This window comes from Hyphomicrobium sp. MC1, from assembly GCF_000253295.1.
In the GTDB taxonomy this organism is placed as follows: domain Bacteria; phylum Pseudomonadota; class Alphaproteobacteria; order Rhizobiales; family Hyphomicrobiaceae; genus Hyphomicrobium_B.
Window position 1 is genome coordinate 917,754 of sequence record NC_015717.1, and the last position, 25,915, is coordinate 943,668.

Genomic DNA, 25,915 nt, shown 5'->3' on the forward strand with positions numbered 1-25,915 from the left:
AATGGAACAGTTCGCCTCATCGGCGCCCTATTTCAGTGGCCGGAATGTTGGAATTGGCACGCCTATTTAAGTCTTTTTCACTCAATGGGTTAGTGCTAATTTAATCGCAAACCGGTTATAACTGAGCCGTGGTCAAGAGTGTGTATCGAGTATCATGACCGAACAGCAGATGAGAGCGCGCGGGCGCTATGTGATCGGACCCGATGGGTCTCCGCTCACAGTCGCAGATCTTCCCCCGCGGGATACGAAACGTTGGGTTATTCGCCGCAAGGCTGAAGTGGTTGCTGCCGTGCGCGGCGGACTGCTCAGCATTGAGGAGGCGTGCGAGCGGTATACGCTGACCGTCGACGAGTTTTTGTCGTGGCAGCGTTCAATCGACAAGCATGGCCTTCCGGGTCTTCGGGCGACGCGCCTGCAGGACTATCGCGAATAACTTCGCGATCCTCGTGAGGTGAACGCGGCGGCTCGCGCTTGCGGGCCGTTGAGCCGTGTCCAACTGGATTTACGGTTGAGAAGCAGACTGCGCGGCAGGTTTTGCCTGCGCAGCCTTGACCTTTGTCTTGGGCTTCTTCGCGGTCTTTGCCGGTTTTGTTGCGGACGCGACGGCGTCGCCTGGTGGCGGAGGCCACGCGGCGACGGTCGTCGGGCCGTGGCAGCCTTCTTCGCCTTTCGACCAGCGGGAAATGTCGTCGGTCATGGCGGCGGCGTAAGCGTCCGACATCTTGCGGTTTTCGACGGTGACACTGGCGGTTTCTTCGCCGGTCGGCTCGATTTCAACCAGATAGGCTTTGAGCCCACGCGGGTTGGCCTGCGATGGATCACGCACGTGGATTGTGATCACGGCCTTGCCGCCGGTGCCGCGCGATGGCGCGTCGGCCGCAGCATGGAAGATATAATCTTTCTTGAGTGGGCCATTCACTGAAAACCAGCAAGCCATCGCGCCGGTCGCGATGTGCGAATAGATCGTCGTCGCCGATCCGACAGCGCCGCGAATGGGAGTGCCGGGAGGTGCCTCAGGGTCGCCGGGTGCTGTCGTTGGCGACGTCGGCATCGTGACGGGCGTGGGTGCTGTTGCAGCCGTCGATTGCGCGCCGAGCGAGGGCAGTTCAGGGGTATTGCCTGCGCAACCCGATAGCGACGCAGCCAAAAGCAGCGCCGAAGCGGCCATGCATGATGGACGGCGAAGCGACATCTTCCCCCAAAGTGCAGTCCAATCGAATCGTCATTCTGAGCACTGCAACGGCACAGACTCCTGCCCGCCGCGTCACGTTTGGGCAAGGGGGCGGAGCACTTTCAGCCGCGCCGCCAACAGAATTTGGAATGAAAAAGGCGGCGCCTTTCGGGCACCGCCTTGAAGCCTGCCTTTTTCTGACGGCCTACACAACCCAAGTTCGCCCGGAGCGCAAGGCTCAGCGAAGGGCCGTGAAGCCGAGCGGACGGTCGCGGCGGCCGGGGCGCGGATCGTCCATATTCTGGGACTGCTGGGAGGCCCGGGAAAACTGTTCGACGGTATCATCGCGCTCGCGGACGGCGGCGGTAAGCTTCTCGCGGAGGCCTTCCGTCGACTGGCGGAGGTTGTCGCGGCGTTGGGCGGCGGCCTTCGCAAAGGTCGAGTAGGAGAAATGCCCGCGATCGCGAATGCCGGTGCGATCCTCTTCGAGCTGGATCTGGCGTTCCAAATCAGCAGCCATTTGATCAAATTCGCGAATAATGCGCTCGAGATCGTCAACCTTTCGGGACTTCTCTTCCACTTCTCGACGCTTCAGGCGGATGGCCAGGTCACGTGACTTCATCGTTCGATACCCCAAACACATTCGAACCCTGGTATCCAAGAAGCATGCCAGATCATTGATAAGGCTTTGCTACTACAGCAACCAGGAAGAAATACCTTAAATCCGGCAAGAGGCTGCGTTGCAACAGCTCTTTAGGACCCTCAATACTCTAAATAACATTCTGCACTTAAGTTGCGGTAAAGCAACGCGTAACTAATTCTGATCGGTCGTTTCGTTTGGGGGCAGCTTTTGGCCATAACCCATCTAGGGCAATGACGCGAATTCTGTTAGCTCTTGATTCGAGCCGTATATGGATTGCGAGGCGATTGTATAGGCCAATCAATGGGGTGGGCGCCCCAGCGAGAGGTTTCGCTTAGGGTCTGTTAGCGGGTCGAGAGGGGCAAGTTCTAATACATCGAAACTTGTGGCGGGCCGTTGTCCGGCGCGAACGGGATTACTTTGTCCCGTTATCGACGGCGCGTGACCCGAGATCGTGAAAGCCGTATCATCGGCTGCGGACGCTGACGTGTTTCGGCATTCCGACAGTATGGTGAAATAGCTAACGCGGATTAGGGTTTGTTAACCTCTCGTCGCTAACTTCCTAACGATCGCTTAGCTCGACTGTAGTGCGTTCACTTTGAGCAAAGAGCAGACATAGCGCGGACACGGATCGGATAGGGCACCAGAGGGACGGTCATGCGGGTTCTACTCATTGAAGATGATAGTGCCACGGCGCAAAGCATCGAGCTTATGCTGCAGTCGGAAGGTTTTAACGTTTACACGACGGATCTTGGGGAAGAGGGCGTCGATCTCGGCAAACTTTATGATTACGATATTATTCTCCTCGACCTGAACCTTCCCGACATGAGCGGCTATGAAGTTCTGAAGACGCTGCGCGTGGCAAAGGTCGGCACGCCAATTCTCATTCTATCGGGCCTCGCCGGCATCGACGACAAAGTTCGCGGTCTCGGCTTCGGCGCCGACGACTATATGACGAAGCCGTTCCACAAGGACGAACTCGTCGCGCGAATCCAGGCGATCGTTCGCCGTTCGAAGGGTCATGCGCAATCGGTCATCGAGACGGGCGATCTTCGCGTTAACCTCGACACCAAGACGGTCGACGTCAACAATCAGCGCGTGCATCTGACGGGTAAGGAATACCAGATGCTCGAGCTGCTCTCGCTGCGCAAGGGCACGACGCTGACGAAGGAGATGTTCCTTAATCATCTCTACGGCGGCATGGACGAGCCCGAGCTCAAGATCATCGACGTGTTCATATGCAAACTTCGTAAGAAGCTGCAGGCAGCGACCGGCGGCAAGCACTACATCGAGACGGTGTGGGGCCGCGGCTACGTTCTTCGCGATCCGAGTGATGAAGGCTCTGAGGCCGCGTAGGCCAGAGCGTCATTGCGATCACGCGCACAGGGGCCATGACGGCCCTTGTCGTGTTTTTGGGAGGCATGCGGAGTGCGGCAAGCTTCCCGCCGCGCTATTTCAACGGAGCGTCGGGCGTTTCGCGAGCGCCAAAGCGATAGTTGAGCGAGAGGCGGCCCATCTGGATGGTGGGATCGAATTTAGTCGAGATGAACTGATTGATCTGAGGAAGGTCGTTCGGCAATAACGTCACCTCATCGCGGCTGAGATCGACATAGCGATACTCGGCCTTAAGCGACAGCGACTCCCAGATTTTCGTTTCGATACCGCCGCCGACGAAGAAGCCATCAAATCGCTGGCCGTCGATCAGGACTATACCGGTGCTCGCTCCGGAGAACCCGGCGTTGAGCGTCATCGGATCCATTCCGACGTTGGCATAGCCGACACTTCCGAAGACCAGCGTGTCGGGGGTAACGAGATATCCGAGCCTGCCGCCGACCATCAGCATGTTGTCGAACTTCGAGATCGTGCCGGCGCCAAGAGTATCTACGCCGTCTGTCAGGCTGAGGGTGTTGCGGTTTTTGAGATTGGCAAAGTCGGCATCGAAAAATGCGCCGATGACATAGCGTGTGTGGAGCTGGAGGTCGTAACCGACCGTGCCAGATATCAGTCCTCCGTCGCTTCCGATGCCATCAAGGGCGACGTTGAAGATGGATCCCGGCGGCGATGAGCGATCTGCAACCGTCGCTTTATTGTTCGCGACGCCGTAGCCCGCGCCGATGCCGATATAGGGACCTGTCCAATTGCTGTTGACGGTCGGCGGCTGCGGATTGGTTGCGGCGTCGTTGCTGTCATCACCGAAGCGATAGTTCAGCGACAGTCGCGCCGTTTGAATCTGCGGTTTGATCGACGCGGATATGAAGTCGCTGACACCACTGCCAGGCAGGATCGTCGCGCTTTCGGCCTCAAGTGAGGTGTAGCGATACTCGGCCTTGACGCTGAATCCCTTGCCGATCAGCGTCTCGGCGCCGCCGCCGAAGAAATAGCCGTTGAAGCTTCCGACACTCGCGAGCGTTCCGCTGCCGCCGCCGCTGGCCGTTGAAACCGAGGCATCTACATCGCTCGTTTCGGCGTGCGTGTAGCCGCCCGTCGCGAAGAAGACCGTCGTCGGTGAAACCAAGTATCCGATCTTGCCGCCGACCGAGAGCTGGTTATCGATCTTGAATTTGGCGCTCGCGTTCAGATCGTCGGCGGGCGGGATGCCAAGCGAGACCTTCGTCTCGATGTCGGCGAAATCGTAGTCGACGAATGCGCCGACGAGCAGCTTGTTATAGAGAATGCGATCGTAACCAGCGCCGAGGGTGAAAAAACCGCCGGTGCCACTGAGCCCGTTGATATCCAGGCCGCCGCTTATTCCCGTCACGTCAGGACCGGGACCGATCTTCATCTCATTGTTGGTGGCCCCGTAACCGCCTCCAATTCCGACCGAAAACCCATTCCAGTCGTTGGCGTGTGCCGGGTGACAGGCGAGCCCAAACGCAGCAGCCGAAACAGCGATGCTTAGTGCAATACTGATTGTGTTCGGCATTGTTGCTTGTTCCCGCATCGAGCAAAAATTGAGCGTATGCGGACGATCGTGCGATTCGGCTTTGGCGCGGAGATGCCGAAAGGCAATGAACAATGATTGTTAATTAGGCAGATGATCTGGGGGTGGTTGGGTAGAGGCCGCTGCTGTGCCGATATTTGCGCCAATGCGACGCTGCTACCTGCACCGCAAGATGCGCTAAGACCCAGGTCGGCAATACGGAGCGAATCTCATGAGCGAACCGCGCGCGAACGTTTCATCCCCGCTGCAGGCCGCGATCGTTCGCGTCACGCCGTTCGAGCAGAATTGCACCTTGATCTGGGACGAGGCGACGAAGGTCGGCGCGGTTATCGATCCGGGTGGCGATCTCGATCGTATTGAAGCCGCGATCAAAGAGACGGGCATGACGGTCGAGAAGATCCTGCTGACGCATGGGCACATCGATCATGCGGGTGGCGCAGCGGAATTGCGCGACAGGCTCGACGTCAAGATCGAAGGCCCGCACAAGAACGACTCGATCCTGCTCGATGCACTGGAAAAGCAGGGCGAGATGTACGGCTTTTCCGGTGTCCGCAACGTCGTGCCGGACCGTTGGCTCGACGAAGGCGAGACAGTCACGGTCGCCGGGCATACGTTCGAGATTTTTCACTGTCCGGGGCACTCGCCCGGTTCGGTCGTGTTCTTTAACCGGCCGCAGCGGTTTGCGCTGGTCGGCGACGTCATCTTCCGCGGCTCAATCGGACGTACGGATTTTCCGTATGGCGATCATGAGGCACTGATCTCCGCTATCAAGACGAAGCTGCTACCGCTCGGCGACGATGTCGCCTTCATTTGTGGGCACGGTTCGCCTAGTCAATTCGGGCACGAGCGGACAAGCAATCCGTTTCTCGTATAGGGCAGAGTTGAGGCCGCTGCCGGTAGAGATCAGAAGCCGCTCAGAACGAGAATTCGTAAGAGCCGCCGAGACAGCCGAAGATGCCACATTCGCGGGCAAGCGAGCCATAGCCGCCATCGTCGATCGAGTTCCCGCCCGAAAAGTAGTCGATCGTCTGCACGCGCAATGTTTCTTCGCAGCTGCGGCGGCAGTAGGTCCAGTTGCCGCTCGGCAGCTTCACCTGCCAGCCCACTTGCGTCGGTCGAACGACGCTCCTGATCGAGCCGTTGCCGTAGCGGCTATAGGCCGTGATGATCTGGCCCGGCTTATAGCTCGTTTTCAAGCGGCCGATGCCGCTGGCATCTGCAACCGGAACAAGCGCCGTCGTGCCGAGCATAGCGGCGAGGGCGGGTATGAGAGCCAGCAGTCGTGCGCGCATCGAAATCTCCAATTTCCGGAAGTCTGGCAGATTCCCGTTAACGCGACATGGAAATGTGCACGCCCTTGAACGACGGACCGCTGGATGCGACCGTCACTGAATGCGTGCCGCCCGAAATCGAGACGGTCATCGTACCGGTGATGCCGCCACTGATGGCGAGCGTCATTCGGCTGGCTGTCGCGCGTCCCTGTACGGTGCCCGACTGATTGTAGGTTCGTTCTTCCCAGCTACCGCTGACGGCGCCGTTGGTATCGACGAGGTTGGCGCGCAGCTCCAGTTTTGCGGAAGCATTGGCGCAGCGGATCGAGAGCCCGAGGTTATGCGGGTTGCCGTTGTTGGTGTAGTATCCCTTGCAACGCAGGCTTTCGGTCTTGCCGTCATCGAAGCGGGCCGTGCCAGAGCCGCCCCACGTTCCTGCGAGGGTGACGAACGGGTTGTCCGATGCGGCCCATGCCGGTGCCGCCGAAACTGCTAAAGCCACGGCGATGGCGGAGGTCCACGCCGACACCGACGTTGCACGTCTCAGATTGCGCATCACGTAAAGCCTTCCTTCCCAGAATGCGGGCTGCACAAGCGGCGCGCATTATTGTCTGATGTTCGCCGTTTTGCGAGACGTATGCATGTAGTTCGCGTTCACGCCGAAATGTGTGGCCGCGAGGCGACACTAAAAGGGTAATGGCCGGCGCAGCCCCCCGTGATATGGGGGCGATTCTACAGTACTCCGGTTTCATTTTGATGCCGGTTTTAGAACGGATTGACGATTTGTGCGACGATCGGTGGCGCATCCGTTTTGGGGTCGTAGCGGAAATCCAGGATGAGATTGAAGCAGTCTTGAGGCCAGGGATCAGGATAAGACCCTTTTTGCGCGCCCAGAAGGGACGCAATCTCCGGCAGCTTGCCGTGATGCCAGCAGATGACGATGGTCTTGCCGCGATATTCGGGCTTCGAAAAAATCTCCGTGACAAGCGAACGGAACTGCTTGTCTTCGATGTGGTATTGAACCTCGATGCCGAGCGTGGCGGCGAGCGGTTTTACCGTTTCGATCGAGCGGATCGACCGCTTCGAGCGCGCTGCTGCATAGATATAGTCTGGTTTACCGAAGACTTGCGGGATATAGGTCGCCAGCCGTTCGGCGCGCTTCATTCCGTCTTTCGAAAGATAAATGTCGTCGGTCTTGCCGGTCTTCTCGGCGTGCCGCATCAACAGGATGCGGCCAGGACCGCCATCCGGGTGGCACGTCGCGGTTATTTCCTTGTGCCCACACCAGGCTTTCCAAAGCGCGCCAAGCCAGCCGCTGTTGCCGTCGGCACTTTTTTCCTCAGAACTCAGCACGTCGTGTCCCTCAACGGTGTCATCGCGGCGCATGTCCGCATCGGCGCCCGGCCCCAACTAAGCAGGCGCCCGCGTGTAGTCAGAGATGGCGGAAGCGTCAATGCGACGACGATCTGCCGGCGTTTCAATCCGGCAGTTACGCACGGCGATCAAAACGGTTCGATGACGCGCGACACCTTCGGAGGTTTGCCGGAGAAGGGATCGTATTGGAGATCGAGGACAATGTTGTAGGCGTTTTTCGGCCAAGGATCGGGATAGCTGCCGGCCGGTGCGCCGAGCAGCGCGGCGATGGCGGGCAATTCCTTGTGGTGCCAGCAGATGACGACCGTCTTGTTCTTGAAGTCTGGGTCGTTCAGGATTTCATCGATGAGATCGCCGAACTCATCTTTCTTGAAATAGTCCTGGATTTTGAGATCGAGCGCGTCCGCGAGCGGTTCCATCGTTTCGTGGGGCCGGTCGGAATGTTTCGATCCCGCGGTCGCGACGATGATGTCGGGCTTGCCGAAGGTTTCGGGGATGTACGTCGCCAGGCGCTTGGCGCGCTCGACGCCGGCATCCGAAAGGTCTTCGTTATCGGGGTCGTCGGTCTTGTCGGCGTGACGCATCAGGATGATGCGCTTCGGGCCGCCCATGAAGTGATCAATCGGCGCAAGGTCGCTCGCCTTTTCGCGCGCAGGCGTGCAGACGCTGCAAACGCGTGCCGCGGCGATTTTCGGAAAGCCGAGCGCAAGCAGGCCGACGTGAAGGCCATCGGCAATATCGGCAAAGTCAGTGCCGAATGCTGCTGTCGCGAGCGCCGCCATTAAAACGGCTGCGAAAAGTGCGTGCCGGTAGGCGAGACCATGTCTCATGTTTTTTCCCTTCAGCGGGAGATTAGACCCAGGTTGAGCCATTGCGGGGTTCTGGCAGGGGGCGCGGCCGACCGTTATCATCGAGCGCGACGAACGTGAAATGCGCGCGCGTCACGCAGGCTTGAACTTCGCCGTCACGCGGACGCCGCCATGCCTGGACCTCGAACGTCATCGATGTGCGGCCGCGCTTGGTGAGGAGCGCCCAAACCGTTACCTCATCGCCGACCTTGACGGGTGAGTGAAAGCTCATGCCTTCGACGGCGACCGTTACGCAGCGACCCTGGCTGAGCCGGGCCGCGGCGTTGCCTGCCGCGAGGTCCATCTGGGACATGATCCAGCCGCCGAAGATGTCGCCCGCCGGATTGGTGTCGGCGGGCATGGCGATCGTGCGAATGACCGGGTCGCCAGACGGCGTCGTGATATCCGCAGCCGTCGGGTTCTGGCTGGCGTCGGGTTTTCCATCTTTCATGTCCGCGACCCCTCTTTTGATGCGTTTCGCGGCTTCTGGCACGCGACGTCACATTACGAATGTCATCTGAACAAATATCCGGACTTGGCCGCCGGGGCTATGCGCCGGACGGGCGCGGTCTAAAAGGCCATGTCCGAAATCGGTATGGCGTCAACCCTTGTGCAACCTTCGTTGCCTAATTTCGGCAGTCGAACCGTTCTTTTCGATTCGAAAACGAGACCGCACGATGAAATGGGCAACGCCTGATCGCGAACTGCTGCAGCAACTTGCAGATATTCCGGAGGTGACACTCAGCGGCTTTTCCGTCCGGGAAGGCTTGGCTGGCACCGGTGTGACAGTTCTCAAGGGCCGGGACTATTTCGGCAGCTGGCGGACCGTCGATACGCAGCTCGTCTGGGTTCCGGCGAACCTGACAGAGCCGGGTCACATCGTCGAGACGGTGGACGAAGCGCTGCGCCAGACGCTGCTGATGATCTTAAAGAGCCTGCAGGTTTCGCCGAAGAAGCCGCCGCGCGCTCTCGCCGGTTGAGGCGGTTTGCAAAAATAGAAATGGCCGCCAAGGCAGCGGCCACTTCGTATCATCGCGTTTTGCAAATTTGAGACGACGCTAGGCCGCGAGAACCGCGCGGTCGTGTTTGCCTTCCTCAATCTCCTCGATGATTTTTGCGACGAAGGCTTCGAGGTCGCCGGGGTTGCGGCTCGTCACGATGCCTTGGTCGGATACCGCGGGTTCGTCGACCCATTGTGCTCCAGCATTCAGCATGTCGGTTTTGATTGAGGCGTAAGATGTCGCTTTGCGGCCGCGGACGGCGTTGGCTTCGATCAGCAGCCACGGAGCGTGGCAGATCGCAGCGACGACTTTGCCTTCCGCCAAAAATGCTTTGATGAGTTTCACTGCCTCAGGATTTTGCCGGAGCGCGTCGGGATTCATCTGCCCGCCAGGAAGTACGATCGCATCGTAGAGCGATGTTGAAGCTTCGCTCAGTTCGACGTCGACTTTGACGGGCTTGCCCCAGTCTTTGTTCTCCCAACCGATGATCGAGTCTTTCTGTTTGCGCTCCTTCGGTGCTGCGACATGCACGAGCTGCGCGACGGCTTTCAGCTTCTCGCGCGGTACGTCGAGTTCGGACTGCTCGAAGCCGTCAGTCGCGAGAATGAGAATTTTCGCTTTCGAGATCTTTGGCATTGGAGGTTCCTCGATTGCTGTACAACTGAGGGACAACCATGTGCATCAGGCGAGGTTCCCAGCAGTGCGAAGAACGCCGTTATTGTCGCGTGTTTATTGGCCAGGGCGGCCGGTTTTACGCGGGCGGCCGCGGCGTTTCTTCTTCTCGCTATCGTCGTCGAATTCCCGCGTACGTGTCGGCGTCGTAATGTGTGACGGTTTCTCTCCGGACTTCACGGGCAGCGATGCGTGCGGGCCCATCTCGTCGAGGGTCGGCTTGTGCGGCCCGGAAATGCGTTCGCCGAATGCGCCAGCTTTCGCGCGGCTGTCGACGGTTGGCGCGCGAGCAGGCACAGGGCGATCAGTTCCTGGACCCATGTCGTCGAGCGAAGGTTTCTTGATGCGTGATGTAGACTGAGCATGCGTCGGCTGAACCGGCTCGTATTCGTTCTTTACGCGTGAAGAATCGGCGGCCGGCGGCACATTCGCTTTCGCGCCGTATTTTCGTTCGCCTTTGAAGCCGCCGGACTTGTCCTCGATCTCCGACTGGCGCGCGAGTGGGTCGTCGGAGATTGCGAGTTCCGTTTGCTGCAGGCGTTTGATCTCGTCGCGCAAGCGCGCGGCGGTTTCGAATTCCAGATCGGCGGCGGCTTCTTTCATGCGCCGTTCCATGTCGGCGATGACGGCGTGTAGGTTGTGTCCGAGCGTTTGCACTTTGTCGCCGTCCGCGAGACCGGCATCGACTGTCACATGATCTTGCTCGTAAACAGACTGCAGCACGTCGGCGATATTCTTCTTCACGCTTTCCGGCGTGATGCCGTTGGCTTCGTTCCACGCCATCTGCTTTTCGCGACGGCGCGTCGTTTCGGCGATGGCTCGTTCCATCGAGCCGGTGATCTGGTCGGCGTAGAGAATGACTTTGCCGTCAACGTTACGCGCAGCACGGCCGATGGTCTGCACAAGGGATGTTTCCGAACGCAGAAAGCCTTCCTTATCCGCATCGAGAATAGCGACGAGGGCGCATTCGGGAATATCGAGACCTTCGCGTAGCAGGTTGATGCCGATGAGCACATCGAACGCGCCAAGACGGAGGTCGCGGATGATCTCGATACGCTCCAACGTTTCGATGTCGGAGTGCATGTAGCGGACGCGCACGCCGTTCTCGTGCATGTATTCGGTGAGGTCTTCGGCCATGCGTTTCGTCAGCACCGTGACGAGCGTACGATAGCCCTTTTGCGAAACCCGGCGCACTTCATCCAACAGATCATCGACCTGCGATTTCGCCGAACGCACTTCGACGACAGGGTCGATCAGGCCCGTCGGGCGAATGACCTGTTCGGCGAAGGTGCCACCGGTCTGCTCCAGTTCCCAGCTTGCGGGCGTCGCCGAGACGAACACCGACTGGGGGCGCATCGCGTCCCATTCTTCGAAACGGAGCGGGCGATTGTCCATGCACGACGGCAGGCGGAAGCCGTACTCGGCGAGCGTTGCCTTGCGCCGGAAGTCGCCGCGGAACATGCCGCCAATCTGCGGGACCGTGACGTGGCTTTCGTCGGCGAAGACGAGAGCGTTGTCGGGCAGATATTCGAACAGCGTTGGCGGCGGATCGCCCGGATTGCGGCCCGTCAGATAGCGCGAATAGTTTTCGATGCCGGCGCAGGAGCCGGTCGCCTCCATCATTTCCATGTCGAAGGTCGTGCGCTGTTCGAGGCGCTGGGCTTCGAGCAGCTTGCCGGCATTGTAAAGCTCGTCGAGGCGCTGCTTCAGCTCGGCTTTGATCGACTTGATGGCCTGTTGAAGCGTCGGCTTCGGCGTTACGTAGTGCGAGTTGGCGTACAGTTTCACGAGCGCCAGCTCGTCGGTCTTTGTGCCGGTCAGCGGATCGAACTCGACGATGCTCTCGATTTCGTCACCGAACATCGAGAAACGCCAGGCACGATCCTCTAAGTGAGCCGGAAAGACTTCGACGGTATCGCCGCGCGCGCGGAACGAACCGCGGATGAAATTGTGATCGTTGCGGCGATAGTGAAGCGCGACGAGGTCGGCCAGCAATTGATCGCGCGAAAGCTGTTCGCCCTGGCGAACCGTGAACGTCATCGCGGTGTAGGTTTCGACCGAACCGATACCGTAGATGCAAGAGACAGACGCGACGATGATGACGTCGTCGCGTTCGAGCAGCGCGCGGGTCGCGGAGTGGCGCATCCGGTCGATCTGCTCGTTGATCGAGGATTCCTTCTCGATGTAGGTGTCGGTGCGCGGGACGTAGGCTTCGGGCTGGTAGTAATCGTAATATGAGACGAAATACTCGACCGCGTTGTCAGGAAAGAAGCTTTTGAACTCGCCGTAGAGCTGGGCGGCGAGCGTTTTGTTCGGCGCGAGGATCAGCGCCGGGCGCTGCGTTGCTTCGATGACGTGCGCCATTGTGAATGTCTTGCCGGAGCCCGTCACGCCGAGCAGCACCTGATTGTGCTCGTGCTTGCTTACGCCCTCAACGAGTTCGGCGATGGCTTGGGGCTGGTCGCCTCGCGGCTGAAACTCGGACGCGATTTTGAAGCGTACACCGCCTTCACTCTTTTCCGGCCGGTCGGGGCGGTGCGGAACGAACGTCGGCATGCCGCCGGAGACGATCGGATGCGTCGCCATGAGCGGCTGGCGGGCGAGGATTTCGCGGGCACGATCGGTTCGCTCCTCGGGTTTGGTGAGGAGGGCTGTCAGGCTGTCGGTCAGGCTCTCGCTGCCCATGGGCGGGCGCGGTCCGGACTGGCGCAGGGCGGGCAGGCTTGGAAGGCCGTTGGCCGATTTGTGGCCCGAGAAGTCGGCGGGCGCGAAATAGGCGCTCGATTCCGCAAAGCCCGGCGTCCCTGCTTCCGTCTCAATGGGCGGAGCAGCCGGTTTTCCCGATTTGCCGCGGGAGGGGCGGGGGGTCTTGCGGCCGGATGATTTCGATGGGGGCGACACCGCCTAGATATAGGAAATGCCCGGCTGTCCATAAATGCTGTTTTCACGCCACAGTGTCACGGTCAAGCTATAGTACGAAGTGGCGAACCTCTCGGTCCGCGAAAATGTTCTCCTTACGGAACAGTATGTTCGGTCGCGCCAAGTGGCGTGATAGCGAAACGGAAACCGGGAAGGGGCGTTAGATGCGCGTCTGTCCGGCGGGGGGCGATGAACCTGCCAAGCTGGGCTTTGTCGGTTTATCGGGGCGACCCTAAAAAAAACATGGAGACCACAATGATCACCACCCGTTTGATCGCTGCAGCCGTTGCGGCCACGTTCGTTATTGGCGCAGGCGCAGCGGTTGCTGCCGAGAAGACGCGTACGCCGGAATCGATCGAATGCTCGAAGCAGGCCGACGCGAAAGGTCTGCATGGCAAAGAGCGCAAGACGTTCCGCGCGCACTGCAAGGCCGAGATGAAGAAGGCCAAGAAGAGCTAAAAGCTTTTTCTTCTGATACGTCTAGGTGAGAGACCCCGTCGCTTGCGGCGGGGTTTTTTGTTTGGCCGTTTGGCCGGCGCTATGTTCAGTTTAAAAAACGCCGGGAGAGGTCTCATGGCGATGGGCAAGGACGCGAAGCTCGCGCTTGTAACGGGCGCAAATCGCGGCATCGGCTTTGCGATAGCGTGCGGACTTGCGGCGCGCGGGATGCGTGTGCTGGCGGGTGTGCGTTCCACTGAGAAAGCCCGCGAGGCAGCCGATGCGTTCGGCAGGGCCGGTGCGGCGGTCACTTCTGCCGTGCTTGACGTGGCAGATGTGCGGCGCATTCCAGAGGCGCTTGATGGCATCGCGCGCGATCACGGTCCGATCGACATTCTCATCAATAACGCCGCCGTTCTCATCGACGGCCCCGGCGGGTTTGCTGCCAGCCTGTTCGACATGACCGACGGTGTCTTTCGGCGAACGTGGGAGACGAATGTCTTGGGGCCTTCAGCAACCATTCGCGCGCTGGTTCCGGGCATGATGGCGCGAGGGTTCGGGCGGGTCGTCAACATGTCGTCGAGGGCGGGGCAATTGAACGGGATGGGCGCGGGATTTCCCGCTTATCGGGTTTCGAAAGCGGCGCTCAATGCGCTGACGCGCATTGCAGCGGCGGAAGCGGCTGCGTCGGGCTCGGACGTGAAGATCAATGCGTGCTCGCCGGGATGGGTCCGGACCGGCATGGGCGGAGCGGAAGCGCCGCGCTTGCCTGCTGAAGGTGCGGAAACGCCGATCTGGCTGGCGACGCTTGCGAGCGACGGCCCAAACGGCGGCTTTTTCGAAGATAAGAAGGCGCTCGCATGGTAAGCGCCGCCTGGCGACCAAGCTGTGCGATCAGAATTATAGCGCGAAAATCAGAGCGTGCGGCCGCTGCGTCCGCCAGCTACGACCGGCAATCCGCCCTGCTGAATTTCCATCACGAAACGGACGGGCCGGGCTCCTGAATCGTTCAGATCACGGGCAGTGACGAGAACGAGGTGCGTCGGAGTCGTCGAGGTGTCGATCTGGGTGATCTGCGGCGTGAAATCGGAGACGGTCGAAACTTCAAGCGTGCGATGGACGCCGCCAAGATCCAGCGAAATCTGATCGCCGACCGAGATCGTCTTGGTGACGGGCGTGGTGCCGTCGCGCATGGCCGAAAGCCAGAAGTCTTCGGAGCCAGAAACCGGCGTCGCCGGCGCGATGGATGCGACCTGTCTGACTTGTTTGGTGTGAATTTCGGCGCGGTCGTTCAGAGCCGTTTGAAAGCTCGAGCGGAGGACCGACTCGCTGCTAGCAAAAAATAACGCCAACCCGGCGAAGGCCACCGTGGAACCGGCCGCCAAACTCAGCCAAAGAGGGCGCCTTACTTCCTGCTTCGTCATGCTTCCGTCTCCAGCATTCCTATCAGGGCAACAACCGGTCCAAATGCAACCTTGTTGCTATCCTCAGACGTACAGGCGAGATTAAGGCAATTCAATAGCGCTGCTCGCCACATCGGCCAATAACTCTATTTCGTGAGTGGGAAACGCCGGGCAGGGACCGCATAAGCGCGCTTCAGATGCCGCAGAATGGCCAAGTTCAGCGCCGTCATCAACGAAAACGCAACTCCCAGTAGGCCCCATGCGGCCGACACACTCGTTTGGCGGTAAACGGCGTCAGCGGGGGAGGTCGCGGTCGCGATCTGAACGATGGGCTGCGGACCAGGCTGGGCGACGGCCTTTTCAGCCGCAGATTTCTGAGCCGCCAGCGCGACGCCGGTGAAGGCTGCGGGCACGATCCCGGCCTTGGCGTGATTGCAGATCAGGGTCGAACTGACGATCGTGAAGAGGAGACCTGCCGCGACAGCGTCCACCAGGGGACGTACGAGGCGGCGATATTTCGGATGAGCGCGAGTTTTCGCGCGCGGAGGCGTTTCCGGATCAGTACTCACACTCATTGTCTCAAGACCTCCCGCTCAGCATCAACTTGGTAATGACATTCCATTAAAGCAAAGTTGACCTTTGCATCTGGGCGGACGTGGGTTCGGATTGTGGCGCGAGCGGATCAAATACGGTTTCGCGAGAATTCGCCCGCACTTTGTGTCTCGCCTGCATCATGACCTCACGATGGCGATAAGAGCCCTGCAAAAGCGCGACTTGCGGCGCGGATACATTGCAATTAGGGTCCGCGCCGCTTATCTCGCCGCTGCGAAATAGGAAGTCTTGTCCGTTTCCCCACCTCGTTTACAGGTCGCTTTGATCATGGGCTTCATCGCCGACAGTCTGAACCGCATCCAACCGTCCGCAACCATCGCCGTTTCGACCAAAGCGCGCCAGCTCAAGGCGCAGGGCCGGGACATTGTCTCGCTGTCCGCGGGCGAGCCGGATTTCGATACGCCGCAGAACATCAAGGATGCCGCCAAGCGGGCGCTCGACGAGGGCAAAACGAAGTATACCGACGTCGACGGCATCCCCGAGCTCAAGGCGGCGATCGTCGCGAAGTTCAAGCGCGATAATGGCCTCGATTACAAGCCGAGCCAGGTTTCGGTCGGCACGGGCGGCAAGCAGGTGCTCTATAATGCGCTGCTCGCGACGCTCAATCCGGGCGATGAGGTCGTCATTCCGGCGCCGTGCTGGGTGTCCTACGCCGATATCGTACTGCTCGGTGGAGGCAAGCCGGTGTTTGCCGAGACGACGCTCGAAAACGGCTACAAGCTGACGGCGGATGCGCTCGAAAAGGCGATCACGCCGAAGACGAAGTGGTTCATCTTCAACTCGCCGTCGAACCCGACCGGCACCGCTTATTCGGCTGCCGATCTGAAGATCATTACGGACGTTCTTCTTCGTCACCCGCACGTCTGGGTGCTGACCGACGATATGTACGAGCACCTGCTTTATGATGGGCTGGAGTTCGCAACGCCGGCGCAGGTCGAGCCGAAGCTCTATGAGCGGACGCTGACAATGAACGGCCTGTCAAAGGCTTACTGCATGACGGGCTGGCGCCTCGGTTATGCCGCTGGGCCGGAAATCCTGATCAATGCCATGCGCAAACTGCAGTCGCAGTCGACCTCGAACCCTTCGTCGATCGTGCAGTGGGCGGGTGTCGAAGCCCTGAACGGGCCGCAGGACTTCATTGCTGCCAACAACAAGATCTTCGTCGAGCGGCGCGATCTCGTTGTCAGCATGCTCAACCAGGCGAAGGGTATCCAGTGTCCGAAGCCGCAAGGCGCGTTCTATGTCTATCCGAGCATCAAGGCGACGATCGGCAAGACGAGCAAGGGCGGCACGGTCATCAAGGACGATGAAGCTTTCGTGACGGCCCTTTTAGAAGAAGAGGGCGTTGCCGTGGTTCACGGTGCGGCGTTTGAAGGCTCGCCATCATTCCGCGTTTCTTATGCGGCTTCGACCGAGTCCTTGAAGGACGCCTGTACCCGCATCCAGCGGTTCTGCGGAAATCTCAGCTGAAAAACATAAAGCGCGCGATTTTGGTCGCGCGCTCGAAAATTCGATCGGCAACTTGGTGGCGTGCCGAAGCCCCGGGTCAGAGCCTTAAGCTGGCGTCGCGCCGTGCGGCATGAACCGTTCGGCGAACCAATCCCAAGCATGGGCGAGCTGGCTCGTAATCGGTTTGCCATCGACTGCCGGGACGACCGGCCGCCAGATTGCGATTTCTGTCGCTGGCTGCGCTTTGAATTCGAAAACCGTCGGCTCAGCGCCGAAGGTCTCGGGGAGTTGTTCTTCGGCGGCCATGACGTATCCGGCGGCGTTAGCCGCGGACATCAGTGTTTCGATACTCATAACCTTGCCTCGCATTTCTGAGCCAATTTCCCTCTGGCCCATTCCGCATTTCTCGCCAGTACCCCTAGAACGCGCGAAACACCGGAAGAGTTCACAATGCGACGAATATAAAGTTATTCAAGTTATTTTTCGCTTTCGAACTCCGTTCGACAAACATGCGCCGCAAAGTAGGTTCGGCAGCGCAAAATAAATCTCCCTCGAATTGTCTTCATATCGCATCGCAATAGAAGCCTTCACAAAACTGTGCGGCGAAGATCGTTGTGCTGTCCGATCTTTGGAGCGAGCATCTCCTGAGCCGCTCCCTTCCGAGGTGCGGGGTGCGGCCGGTAAAGGTCGCGCGCCTCGCAATCGGAGGCAATCATGACAAGCTCAGATGGCCCAAAAGGCGGAAACGGCACTCAAAGTGGCAGAGGCGGGGTCCGGGGCGCGCGATGCGTGGCGCTCATCGGACCCTTTGCAGGCGGTAAGACGACACTTCTCGAAGCGATCCTGGCGCGAACGGGTACGATTTCCCGGGCCGGATCGATCTCAGCGAAATCGACGGTGGGAGACAGCACGCCGGAGGCTCGCGACCACGTAATGAGCGTCGGGCTCAACGTTGCGGAGGCTTCGTTCCTCGGAGAGCAATACACCTTCATCGATTGCCCAGGCTCGGTCGAATTTGCCTACGAGGGCGCGCTAGCGCTTCCGGCTTGCGACATGGCCGTCGTGGTGTGCGAGCCGGACCCCAAGCGCGTCTCGGCCTTACAGGTGATCCTGAAGCAACTCGACGACGCCGGGGTGCCGCATCTCCTGTTCCTGAACAAGATCGACGCCTCGAGCGTGCCGGTGCGTGACGTCATCCCGAGCCTGCAGCCCGCGAGCGCGAAGCCGTTGGTTCTGCGCCAAATCCCGATCTGGGAGAACGGCATCGCGACGGGGTTCGTCGACCTCGCGTCCGAGCGCGCCTACGTCTATCGCGAGCATGCCGAAAGCAAAATTATCGAACTGCCTTCCGCCGTCGCCGCGCGCGAGAAGGAGGCGCGGTTCCAGATGCTTGAAAAGCTCGCCGATTACGACGACGAGCTGATGGAGCAGTTGCTCGTCGATATTCCGCCTCCCAATGATCGGGTGTTCGAGGATCTGACGAAGGAATTGCGTGACGGATTGATATGTCCGGTGCTGCTCGGCTCTGCGGAGCATGGGCACGGCATTCTCCGGCTATTGAAAGTGTTGCGGCACGAATGTCCGACGGTCGAAGACACCGCCAAGCGACTAAAGCTCGATGGTGCGAAATCTGCGGCCTACGTATTCAAGAGCGTGCATACGAAAGCGGGTGGTAAGCTGTCGTTTGCGCGCGTTTTTGCCGGTGAGATCGCCGACGGAGCGACCGTGACGGGTGCGCATGGGCAGGAGGAGCGTGTCGCCGGCATCTTCAGCATTCGCGGTGAAGAAACTTCGAAGCGTGGAACGGCGAAAGCCGGAGAAACGGTGGCGCTGGGACGGCTCGATTCCATCCGGTCCGGCGAGACGATTGCGGTTGGAAAGTCGGCGGCGGCGCAGGTCGCCGTGGCGAAAGCTCCACAGGCGGCGCTTGCCATCGGTCTCGGCCTCAAGGATCGAAAGGACGAAGTGAAGCTGTCATCGGCCGTTGCGAAGCTGACGGACGAAGATCCCTCGCTGACGCTTGAGCACAACGCCGACATGCATCAAATCCTGCTGCATGGGCAGGGCGAGATGCATTTGCGCGTGGCGCTTGAACGCTTGATGCGCAAGTACGGCATCGACGTTACGCGCGAGAAGCGACGCGTCGGCTACAAGGAGACGATCCGCACGGCGACGGAGGTGCGGGCGCGGCACAAGAAGCAATCGGGCGGTCACGGGCAGTTCGGCGACGTGAAACTCGACATCCGACCGATGCCGCGATCAAGTGGAGTTGCGTTCGACGACAAGATCACGGGCGGCGTCATTCCGAAGAATTTCATTCCTTCGGTCGAGATCGGCGTGCGCGATTATCTGACTGAGGGGCCGCTCGGGTTTCCGGTGGTCGATGTCGCGGTGACGCTGACGGACGGCTCATTCCATTCGGTCGATTCTTCCGACATGGCGTTTCGTCAGGCCGGACGATTGGCGATGACGGAAGGCATGCCGAAGTGCAATCCGGTGCTGCTCGAACCGATCATGGCCGTGTCGATTGCCGTGCCCTCAGAGGCGAACGCGCGGATCAACGGTATCATCTCGCAACGGCGCGGGCAGATCCTGGGGTTCGATGCGCGTTCGGGCTGGCCGGGATGGGATGTGATCGAGGCACATATTCCGGAAGCGGAAATGGACAACCTGATCATTGATTTGAGATCAGCGACCGCGGGTGTCGGCTCGTTTACATTCGGGTTCGATCACCTGGCGGAAGTGTCCGGGCGGCTGCGCGATCAGGTGCTGGCTGCAAGCCGGGCCGCTGCAGAGTAATTTGCCACGTTCGAAACTTAAAAGGCGGCGTGGAACAACACGCTGCCTTTTTTAGTGCTGTGTCTTGGGGAGGTCTGAAGTCTTAGCCCGCGTCACCGCCGCCGCTGGCGGTGCTCGGCATAGCGCCTTTCGGCGCGACTTTGTCTTTGTTCTGCACGACGGCCTGCTTCACCGGCGATTTCGGGCCTTTGTAATAAGCAGCCATGGCTTCGAGGAAGAGAGGCGAGAGATCTTTTCCGCCAGCGTCGATGTAGGCCTTCAACTCGTTGCGCATCCGCGGTTCCCAGAAATTGTGGATGTGCATCGCGATGCCGTCGATCGCTTCCTGCTTCGGATACGACTCGAAATAAGCGGCAATTTGATTGGTCATGCGGATGATGTCGGAGCTTTGCATCGTCAGGTGATTTTCTGGTTGTTGGATGGGAAAGCGTTCAACGATTAAAGATGACAGGGCCGCCAGGGCCGAGCGCGGCGAGGAAGAGATTGGCGTTCGTCGCCAATTCAAGGGCGAGTGCGGTCGGCGCCGAGACGGTGACGAGCGCACCGATGCCTGCCGTGACGGTTTTCTGTACAAGCTCGAAGCTGCAGCGGCTGGTCATCAGCACAAAGCCTTCGCTGCGGTCGATGTTCTGCGTGTAAAGCGCGCCGACGAGCTTATCGAGCGCGTTGTGGCGGCCGACATCTTCGCGGACGAGCTTGATTTCCCCGTCCTTCGACACCCAAGCCGCGCCGTGGACGGAGCGGTTGAAGCGGTTCATCGGCTGCTGATCCGATAAGTTCTGCGCGGCGCGGCGGATGGCATCCGGCGAAGGCGCCCACGAACGATGCACCGGTTTCAGCGGACGAACGGCGGACTCGATTTCTTCGACGCCGCACAGGCCGCATCCGGTGCGGGCTTCGATCGTGCGTCGCGACAGGCGCGTCGAGTCGATTGCGTCTTCCGGCACGGCGACGTCAACTGCCATGCCGCCGTCGACCGGCATTACCAGGACGCCCTGGATTTTGCTTGGATCGGGAACGATGCCTTCGCCGACGAGAAAGCCGATGGCGAAGTCGCGCAGGTTTGCCGGCGTCGACATCATCACGGTGTAAGGCACCGAGTTGATCTGCAACGCAACCGGCGTTTCCTCAGGCAGTTGCCACGTGATCGCCTGCGTGCCTGACGCCGTTGTCTGCTCGCCGAAGGCAGGGCGCGAACACAGGTCCGCGCCGCCCGTTGGCTGAGATACGGCTTTGGGCACGACGTTCATTGCGGTCAAACTCCGGGAGGGCCGGCTAAGAGGACGTTACTCCGCCGGCTCCAGTTTCTTGTCCTTGGCGATGCGCTTGTTCTCGAACTCGCGCTCCTGCCATTCCTCCTGCCACTCTGACGGGTGGTTGGAGACGTGGACCTGGACCGCCGTCACCTTATACTCGGGGCAGTTGGTCGCCCAGTCCGAGTTTTCCGTAGTGATGACGTTGGCGCCGGTCACGGGGTGGTGGAAGGTCGTATAGACGACGCCTTGCGGCATGCGATCCGAGACCTTTGCCGTTAACGTGGTGGCGCCGACGCGGCTTGCAAGAGACACTTTCATGCCGCTCTTGATGCCACGCACTTCCGCGTCGTGCGGATGAAGTTCGAGGATGTCCTCCGGGTGCCACGCGACGTTCTCGGTGCGCCGGGTCTGAGCACCGACATTGTACTGCGACAGGATACGTCCGGTCGTCAGGATCAGCGGGAAGTTGCGGTTGGTGCGCTCGGCCGTCGGGACGAAGCCCGTCAGCATGAAGCGGCCCTTGCCGCGCGTGAACTCGTCCGTGTGCATGACGGGCGTGCCGACCGGATGTTCTTCGTTGCACGGCCACTGGATGGAGCCCAGTTCGTCGATGCGGTCGAACGAGACGCCTTCGAAGGTCGGCGTGACGCGGGCGATCTCGTCCATGATTTCCGACGCCGAATTGTAATGCATCGGATGGCCCATCGCCGTTGAGAGGCGCGAGATGACCTCCCATTCCGCCATGCCCTGTTTTTCGCGCATGACCTTACGGACGCGGTTGATGCGCCGCTCGGCGTTCGTGAACGTGCCGTCCTTTTCAAGGAACGACGTGCCGGGCAGGAAGACGTGAGCGAAGGCGGCCGTCTCGTTCAGGAACAAGTCCTGTACGATGACGATGTCCATCGATTCCAGCGCGTGCTCGACGTGATGCGTGTTCGGATCCGACTGAGCGATGTCTTCGCCCTGGATGAACATGCCCATGAACGTGCCGTCAGAGGCTGCGTCGAACATGTTGGGAAGACGCAGACCCGGTTCCGGATCGAGCTTGGTGTTCCATTCCTTCTCGAAGATCGTACGTACTTCGGCGTTCGAGACGTGGCGGTAACCGGGGAACTCGTGCGGGAACGAGCCCATATCGCACGAGCCCTGCACGTTGTTCTGACCGCGCAACGGGTTCACGCCGACGCCTTCGCGGCCGATGTTGCCGGTTGCCATCGCGATGTTGGCCATGGCCATAACCATCGTCGAGCCTTGGCTGTGCTCGGTGACGCCGAGGCCGTAGTAAATCGCAGCGTTGCCGCCGGTCGCAAAAAGGCGCGCGGCTTCGCGAACCATTTGCGCCGGAACGCCGGTAATGTGCTCGGTCGCTTCGGGGGAATTTTCAGGGCGCTTGATGAATTCTTCCCAGCGATAGAAATCAGCAGGTTCGCAACGGCGCTTGACGAACTTGGTGTCGATCAAGTTTTCGGTCGCGATGACGTGACCCATCGCGTTCATGACCGCGACGTTGGTCGAGGGTTGAAGCTGAAGATGGTAGGCCGCCTCAACGTGCGGCGAGCGCACGATATCTGTGCGACGCGGATCGACGACAATCAGCTTGGCGCCTTCGCGGATGCGCTTCTTCATGCGCGAACCAAAGACGGGGTGACCGTCGGTCGGGTTGGCGCCGACGACCATGATGACGTCGGTCTTATCGACGCTCTTGAAGTCTTGCGTTCCGGCGGATTCACCGAACGTCTGCTTCAAGCCGTAGCCCGTCGGCGAGTGGCAGACCCGGGCGCAGGTGTCGATGTTGTTGGTGCGGAAGGCACCACGAACCAGACGCTGCACGGCGTAGACTTCCTCGTTCGTGGTGCGCGAGGAAGTGATGCCGCCGATGGAATCCTTGCCGTATTTCTCTTGCGTGTCCTTGAGACGCTTCGCGGCATAGTTGATGGCTTCATCCCACGACACAGCCTGCCACGGATCGGTGATCTTTTCGCGGATCATCGGCGTCAACACGCGATCCTTGTGCGTCGCGTAACCGAACGCGAAGCGGCCCTTGACGCAGGAATGGCCTTCGTTGGCGCCGCCGTCCTTGTAGGGCATCATGCGGACGACTTCCTCGCCGCGCATTTCAGCCTTGAACGAGCAGCCGACGCCGCAATAAGCGCACGTTGTGACGAGCGAATGCTCGGGCTGACCGTGATCAAGAACGGACTTCTCGATGAGCGTTGCTGTCGGGCAAGCCTGGACGCAGGCGCCGCAGGAGACGCATTCCGACGACAGGAATTCTTCGTCCATGCCGGCAGAAACGTGAGAAGCGAAACCGCGGCCGTCGATCGTCAAGGCGAACGTGCCCTGCACTTCCTCGCAAGCGCGAACGCAGCGCGAGCAGACGATGCACTTCGACGGATCGAACTGGAAGTAGGGGTTCGACTTGTCTTTCGCCTTGAAGCGGTCGTTGGCTTCGCCGTCTTTCGTTTTGGCGAAGACGTGGTTCTCGCCGTCGTAGCCGTAGCGGACTTCGCGCAGGCCGACTGCACCCGCCATGTCCTGCAACTCGCAGTCGCCGTTGGCGCCGCAGGTTAGGCAGTCAAGCGGATGGTCGGAGATGTAAAGCTCCATCACGCCACGGCGGAGGTTGGCGAGACGAGCATTTTGCGTCGTGACCTTGATGCCGGGCGCGACGGGCGTCGTGCAGGACGCTGGCGTTCCTTTGCGGCCCTCGATCTCGCACAAGCAGAGGCGGCACGAACCCCAGGGGTCGAGGCTATCGGTGGCGCAGAGCTTCGGGATCTGGATGCCGAGCTGCATTGCGGCGTTCATGATCGACGTGCCTTCGGGCACCGTGATCTCGCTGCCATCGATTTCGAGCGTCACCATCTTGGTGGCTTCGTGGACATCTGGTGTCGGCGTGCCGAAGTCGGTCTCTTTGATGAGAGTCATCGGCTTGATATGTTGGTTCATCGAGCGTCCTCTTGGAGGTCAGCTGATTCTGGAAATTTACTCTGCGGCATCTGCGAGAAATTTATTCGTCGACGGCTTGTGGAAGTCTTCCGGAAAGCCCCGCAACGCACTCATGACGGGGAACGGTGTGAGGCCGCCCATCGCGCAGAGCGAGCCGTCCGTCATGGTCACGCACAAGTCTTCGAGCAGCGCCAAGTTCTTGTCGCGATCGACGTCGTCGATGATGCGGTCGATCACCTCGACGCCGCGCGTCGAGCCGATCCGGCACGGCGTGCACTTGCCGCAGCTTTCGATCGCGCAGAATTCCATCGCGAAACGTGCTTGCTTTGCCATGTCGACCGTGTCGTCGAAAACGACAAGGCCGCCGTGGCCGACCATGGCGTCGACTTTGGCGAATTCCTCGTAATCCATCGGCACGTCGAACTTCGATGCCGGGATGTAGGCACCGAGCGGACCACCGACCTGGACAGCGCGGACGGGACGTCCCGTTGCGGTGCCGCCGCCCCAGTCTTCGATCAACTGACGCGTGGTGACGCCGAACGCCTTCTCGACGAGGCCGCCCTGCTTGATGTTGCCGCCGAGCTGGAAGGCGAGCGTGCCGCGCGAGCGGCCGACGCCGTAGTTCTTATAGAACTCGCCGCCCTTGGACAGGATGATTGGCACGGCCGCGAAGCTCATCACGTTGTTGATGATGCTCGGCTTGCCGAACAGGCCTTCGATGGCGGGGATCGGCGGCTTGTAGCGAACGATGCCGCGTTTGCCCTCGATGCTTTCGAGCATCGACGTTTCCTCGCCGCAGATGTAAGCGCCGGCACCCATCCGGACGAAGAGATCGAACGAATAGTTCGTGCCCTGGATGTTATTGCCGAGCCAATTGGCTTGGCGTGCGATTTCGATGGCTTCGCGCAGCACGTGCACCGAATGGGGATATTCGGAACGCACGTAGATGTAGCCCTTCTGGGCACCGCCCGCGACAGCGGCGATAGTCATGCCTTCGATCAGGCAGAAGGGATCGCCTTCCATCAGCATGCGGTCGGCGAAGGTGCCGCTGTCGCCTTCGTCGGCGTTGCAGACAACGTACTTTTCGCCCGGCGGCAGGTCGTGAACCGTCTTCCACTTGATGCCGGTCGGGAAGCCTGCGCCGCCGCGGCCGCGAAGACCCGACGTCGTCACTTCGGTGACGATATCCAGCGGCTTCATCTGCAAGGCTTTGGCAAGCCCCTCATAGCCGCCGTGGGTACGATAATCTTCGATGGAAAGCGGATCGGTAATGCCGCAACGCGCAAACGTCAGCCGTTCCTGGTTCTTGAAGTAGGGAATCTCTTCAGTCCGGCCGTGGCCGAGACGATGGGATTTGCCTTCGAGGAAGCCAGCTTCGAAAAGGCCCGCGACATCGCCCGGCGTCACCGGACCGTAGGCGACGCGGCCGCCCGGCATATCGACCTCAACGAGCGGCTCAAGAAAGAGCATGCCGCGCGAACCGTTGCGGACGACCTGAATATCGAGGTTGCGAGATTTTGCCTCTTTGGTGATCGCAGCTGCGACTTCGTCGGCGCCGACGGAGAGCGCTGCAGCGTCTCTTGGAACGAAGACCCTGATCATTCTGCAGCTTCCTTGTCGAGAGCGCCGATGATTTCGTCGAAACGCTTGGAATCGACCATGCCATAAAGTTTTTCGCCGACCATGATGGCCGGCGATAGCGCGCAATTCCCAAGGCAGAAGACCTGTTCGATGGTGACCGAACCGTCGGCGGTGGTGCCGCCGAGTTTGGTGCCAAGCGATTGCTCTGCGTGCTGACAGAGCTTCTCAGTGCCCATCGATTGGCAGGCCTCGGCGCGGCAGATCTTGACGACGTGGCGGCCGACGGGATGGCGTTTGAATTCGTGATAGAAGGTCAACACGCCGTAGACCTCGGCGCGGGAGCGGTTCAGTGCCTTGGCGATCACCGGCAGCGTCGCATCCGGCACGTAGCCAAGCTGATGCTGCAACTCGTGAAAAATCTCCAGGAGCTCGTCGGGCTTGTTGCCGTGACGGGCGCATACCGCCAAGGCCGCGACCTCAGCGGGGTCCATGACTGGCGTTGGCGCCGTCGAAGTGCCGTTGTTTTGACTGGCTTTCTTCGCCATGCGTGGCGTTTCCTCGGTATTGTTGGCGGTCTTTCGTGCCGCAGTG

General features: G+C 60.1%; 26 protein-coding genes. 8 read left to right on the forward strand and 18 right to left on the reverse strand.

What is annotated here, in order from left to right; all coding sequences use genetic code 11:
• Positions 1-154 precede the first annotated feature (154 nt).
• Positions 155-433: a DUF1153 domain-containing protein gene (locus tag HYPMC_RS04385; RefSeq protein ID WP_013216444.1), complete on the forward strand. Its 279-nt coding sequence runs from the start codon at positions 155-157 to the stop codon at positions 431-433.
• A 69-nt stretch (positions 434-502) separates the two neighbouring features.
• Here the strand turns inward: HYPMC_RS04385 and HYPMC_RS04390 are convergent, their stop codons facing one another.
• Both HYPMC_RS04390 and HYPMC_RS04395 read right to left on the reverse strand, forming a co-directional pair.
• Positions 503-1,192: a hypothetical protein gene (locus HYPMC_RS04390; RefSeq protein WP_041299720.1), complete on the reverse strand. Its 690-nt coding sequence runs from the start codon at positions 1,190-1,192 to the stop codon at positions 503-505.
• A gap of 217 nt (positions 1,193-1,409) precedes the next feature.
• Entirely contained in the window at positions 1,410-1,793 is a 384-nt protein-coding gene (locus tag HYPMC_RS04395; RefSeq protein WP_035575737.1) for a hypothetical protein, read from the reverse strand.
• A gap of 675 nt (positions 1,794-2,468) precedes the next feature.
• On the opposite strand from HYPMC_RS04395, the gene ctrA reads away from it, so the two are divergent.
• Positions 2,469-3,167, forward strand: a complete 699-nt coding sequence (ctrA, locus tag HYPMC_RS04400) for a response regulator transcription factor CtrA (protein WP_013946595.1) — start codon at positions 2,469-2,471, stop codon at positions 3,165-3,167.
• A gap of 94 nt (positions 3,168-3,261) precedes the next feature.
• Here ctrA and HYPMC_RS04405 read toward each other — a convergent pair whose 3' ends face one another.
• Positions 3,262-4,734: an outer membrane protein gene (locus HYPMC_RS04405; RefSeq protein ID WP_013946596.1), complete on the reverse strand. Its 1,473-nt coding sequence runs from the start codon at positions 4,732-4,734 to the stop codon at positions 3,262-3,264.
• 229 nt (positions 4,735-4,963) lie between these two features.
• Between HYPMC_RS04405 and HYPMC_RS04410 the strand changes: the two genes are divergently transcribed.
• On the forward strand, positions 4,964-5,626 hold the full coding sequence (locus tag HYPMC_RS04410) for an MBL fold metallo-hydrolase (RefSeq protein WP_013946597.1): 663 nt from the start codon (positions 4,964-4,966) through the stop codon (positions 5,624-5,626).
• Between the two features lie 40 nt (positions 5,627-5,666).
• Here the strand turns inward: HYPMC_RS04410 and HYPMC_RS04415 are convergent, their stop codons facing one another.
• The 5 genes from HYPMC_RS04415 to HYPMC_RS04435 form a co-directional block, all read right to left on the reverse strand.
• Positions 5,667-6,044, reverse strand: coding sequence for a hypothetical protein (locus tag HYPMC_RS04415; RefSeq protein WP_013946598.1), 378 nt, complete (start codon positions 6,042-6,044; stop codon positions 5,667-5,669).
• A 37-nt stretch (positions 6,045-6,081) separates the two neighbouring features.
• Entirely contained in the window at positions 6,082-6,579 is a 498-nt protein-coding gene (locus HYPMC_RS04420) for a hypothetical protein (RefSeq protein WP_157135395.1), read from the reverse strand.
• 209 nt (positions 6,580-6,788) lie between these two features.
• On the reverse strand, positions 6,789-7,409 hold the full coding sequence (locus HYPMC_RS04425) for a histidine phosphatase family protein (protein ID WP_013946600.1): 621 nt from the start codon (positions 7,407-7,409) through the stop codon (positions 6,789-6,791).
• Positions 7,410-7,525: 116 nt separating this feature from the next.
• Positions 7,526-8,227 carry a histidine phosphatase family protein gene (locus HYPMC_RS04430; RefSeq protein WP_013946601.1) on the reverse strand — a complete coding sequence of 234 codons (702 nt, stop codon included), beginning with the start codon at positions 8,225-8,227 and terminating at the stop codon, positions 7,526-7,528.
• 22 nt (positions 8,228-8,249) lie between these two features.
• Complete coding sequence (locus tag HYPMC_RS04435) at positions 8,250-8,696, reverse strand: acyl-CoA thioesterase (RefSeq protein ID WP_013946602.1); 447 nt, start codon at positions 8,694-8,696, stop codon at positions 8,250-8,252.
• A gap of 226 nt (positions 8,697-8,922) precedes the next feature.
• Here HYPMC_RS04435 and HYPMC_RS04440 point away from each other — a divergent pair, with 226 nt between their 5' ends.
• A complete protein-coding gene (locus tag HYPMC_RS04440; RefSeq protein WP_013946603.1) occupies positions 8,923-9,225 on the forward strand; it encodes a hypothetical protein in 303 nt (100 codons plus the stop codon).
• 78 nt (positions 9,226-9,303) lie between these two features.
• On the opposite strand, the gene HYPMC_RS04445 is transcribed toward HYPMC_RS04440, so the two are convergent.
• A complete protein-coding gene (locus HYPMC_RS04445; RefSeq protein ID WP_013946604.1) occupies positions 9,304-9,882 on the reverse strand; it encodes a type 1 glutamine amidotransferase domain-containing protein in 579 nt (192 codons plus the stop codon).
• Positions 9,883-9,975: 93 nt separating this feature from the next.
• Positions 9,976-12,603 (reverse strand): excinuclease ABC subunit UvrB, encoded by a 2,628-nt coding sequence (gene uvrB, locus HYPMC_RS04450; RefSeq protein ID WP_157135396.1) that lies wholly within the window; start codon positions 12,601-12,603, stop codon positions 9,976-9,978.
• 489 nt (positions 12,604-13,092) lie between these two features.
• Between uvrB and HYPMC_RS04455 the strand changes: the two genes are divergently transcribed.
• A complete protein-coding gene (locus HYPMC_RS04455) occupies positions 13,093-13,296 on the forward strand; it encodes a PsiF family protein (protein WP_035576045.1) in 204 nt (67 codons plus the stop codon).
• 114 nt (positions 13,297-13,410) lie between these two features.
• Entirely contained in the window at positions 13,411-14,142 is a 732-nt protein-coding gene (locus HYPMC_RS04460; RefSeq protein WP_013946607.1) for an SDR family NAD(P)-dependent oxidoreductase, read from the forward strand.
• Between the two features lie 47 nt (positions 14,143-14,189).
• Here HYPMC_RS04460 and HYPMC_RS04465 read toward each other — a convergent pair whose 3' ends face one another.
• Positions 14,190-14,699, reverse strand: coding sequence for a hypothetical protein (locus HYPMC_RS04465; RefSeq protein WP_013946608.1), 510 nt, complete (start codon positions 14,697-14,699; stop codon positions 14,190-14,192).
• Positions 14,700-14,824: 125 nt separating this feature from the next.
• A complete protein-coding gene (locus HYPMC_RS04470) occupies positions 14,825-15,253 on the reverse strand; it encodes a hypothetical protein (protein WP_013946609.1) in 429 nt (142 codons plus the stop codon).
• A 304-nt stretch (positions 15,254-15,557) separates the two neighbouring features.
• Here HYPMC_RS04470 and HYPMC_RS04475 point away from each other — a divergent pair, with 304 nt between their 5' ends.
• Positions 15,558-16,760: a pyridoxal phosphate-dependent aminotransferase gene (locus HYPMC_RS04475; protein WP_013946610.1), complete on the forward strand. Its 1,203-nt coding sequence runs from the start codon at positions 15,558-15,560 to the stop codon at positions 16,758-16,760.
• Between the two features lie 84 nt (positions 16,761-16,844).
• On the opposite strand, the gene HYPMC_RS04480 is transcribed toward HYPMC_RS04475, so the two are convergent.
• Positions 16,845-17,093: a hypothetical protein gene (locus tag HYPMC_RS04480; RefSeq protein WP_024275499.1), complete on the reverse strand. Its 249-nt coding sequence runs from the start codon at positions 17,091-17,093 to the stop codon at positions 16,845-16,847.
• Positions 17,094-17,453: 360 nt separating this feature from the next.
• Between HYPMC_RS04480 and HYPMC_RS04485 the strand changes: the two genes are divergently transcribed.
• Positions 17,454-19,538, forward strand: a complete 2,085-nt coding sequence (locus tag HYPMC_RS04485) for an elongation factor G (RefSeq protein ID WP_013946612.1) — start codon at positions 17,454-17,456, stop codon at positions 19,536-19,538.
• A gap of 82 nt (positions 19,539-19,620) precedes the next feature.
• Here the strand turns inward: HYPMC_RS04485 and HYPMC_RS04490 are convergent, their stop codons facing one another.
• The 5 genes from HYPMC_RS04490 to HYPMC_RS04510 are packed head-to-tail and all read right to left on the reverse strand — an operon-like array spanning position 19,621 to position 25,869.
• Entirely contained in the window at positions 19,621-19,932 is a 312-nt protein-coding gene (locus tag HYPMC_RS04490) for a formate dehydrogenase subunit delta (protein WP_013946613.1), read from the reverse strand.
• Between the two features lie 37 nt (positions 19,933-19,969).
• Complete coding sequence (gene fdhD, locus HYPMC_RS04495; protein ID WP_013946614.1) at positions 19,970-20,788, reverse strand: formate dehydrogenase accessory sulfurtransferase FdhD; 819 nt, start codon at positions 20,786-20,788, stop codon at positions 19,970-19,972.
• Positions 20,789-20,824: 36 nt separating this feature from the next.
• Positions 20,825-23,722, reverse strand: coding sequence for a formate dehydrogenase subunit alpha (gene fdhF / locus HYPMC_RS04500; protein ID WP_024275502.1), 2,898 nt, complete (start codon positions 23,720-23,722; stop codon positions 20,825-20,827).
• A gap of 57 nt (positions 23,723-23,779) precedes the next feature.
• Positions 23,780-25,345 carry an NADH-quinone oxidoreductase subunit NuoF gene (locus tag HYPMC_RS04505; protein WP_013946616.1) on the reverse strand — a complete coding sequence of 522 codons (1,566 nt, stop codon included), beginning with the start codon at positions 25,343-25,345 and terminating at the stop codon, positions 23,780-23,782.
• The gene (locus tag HYPMC_RS04510) at positions 25,342-25,869 is read right to left on the reverse strand and encodes a formate dehydrogenase subunit gamma (RefSeq protein ID WP_013946617.1); all 528 of its coding nucleotides are present in this window, start codon (positions 25,867-25,869) and stop codon (positions 25,342-25,344) included. The genes HYPMC_RS04505 and HYPMC_RS04510 overlap by 4 nt, the downstream gene beginning before the upstream one ends.
• Between the last annotated feature and the right edge of the window lie 46 nt (positions 25,870-25,915).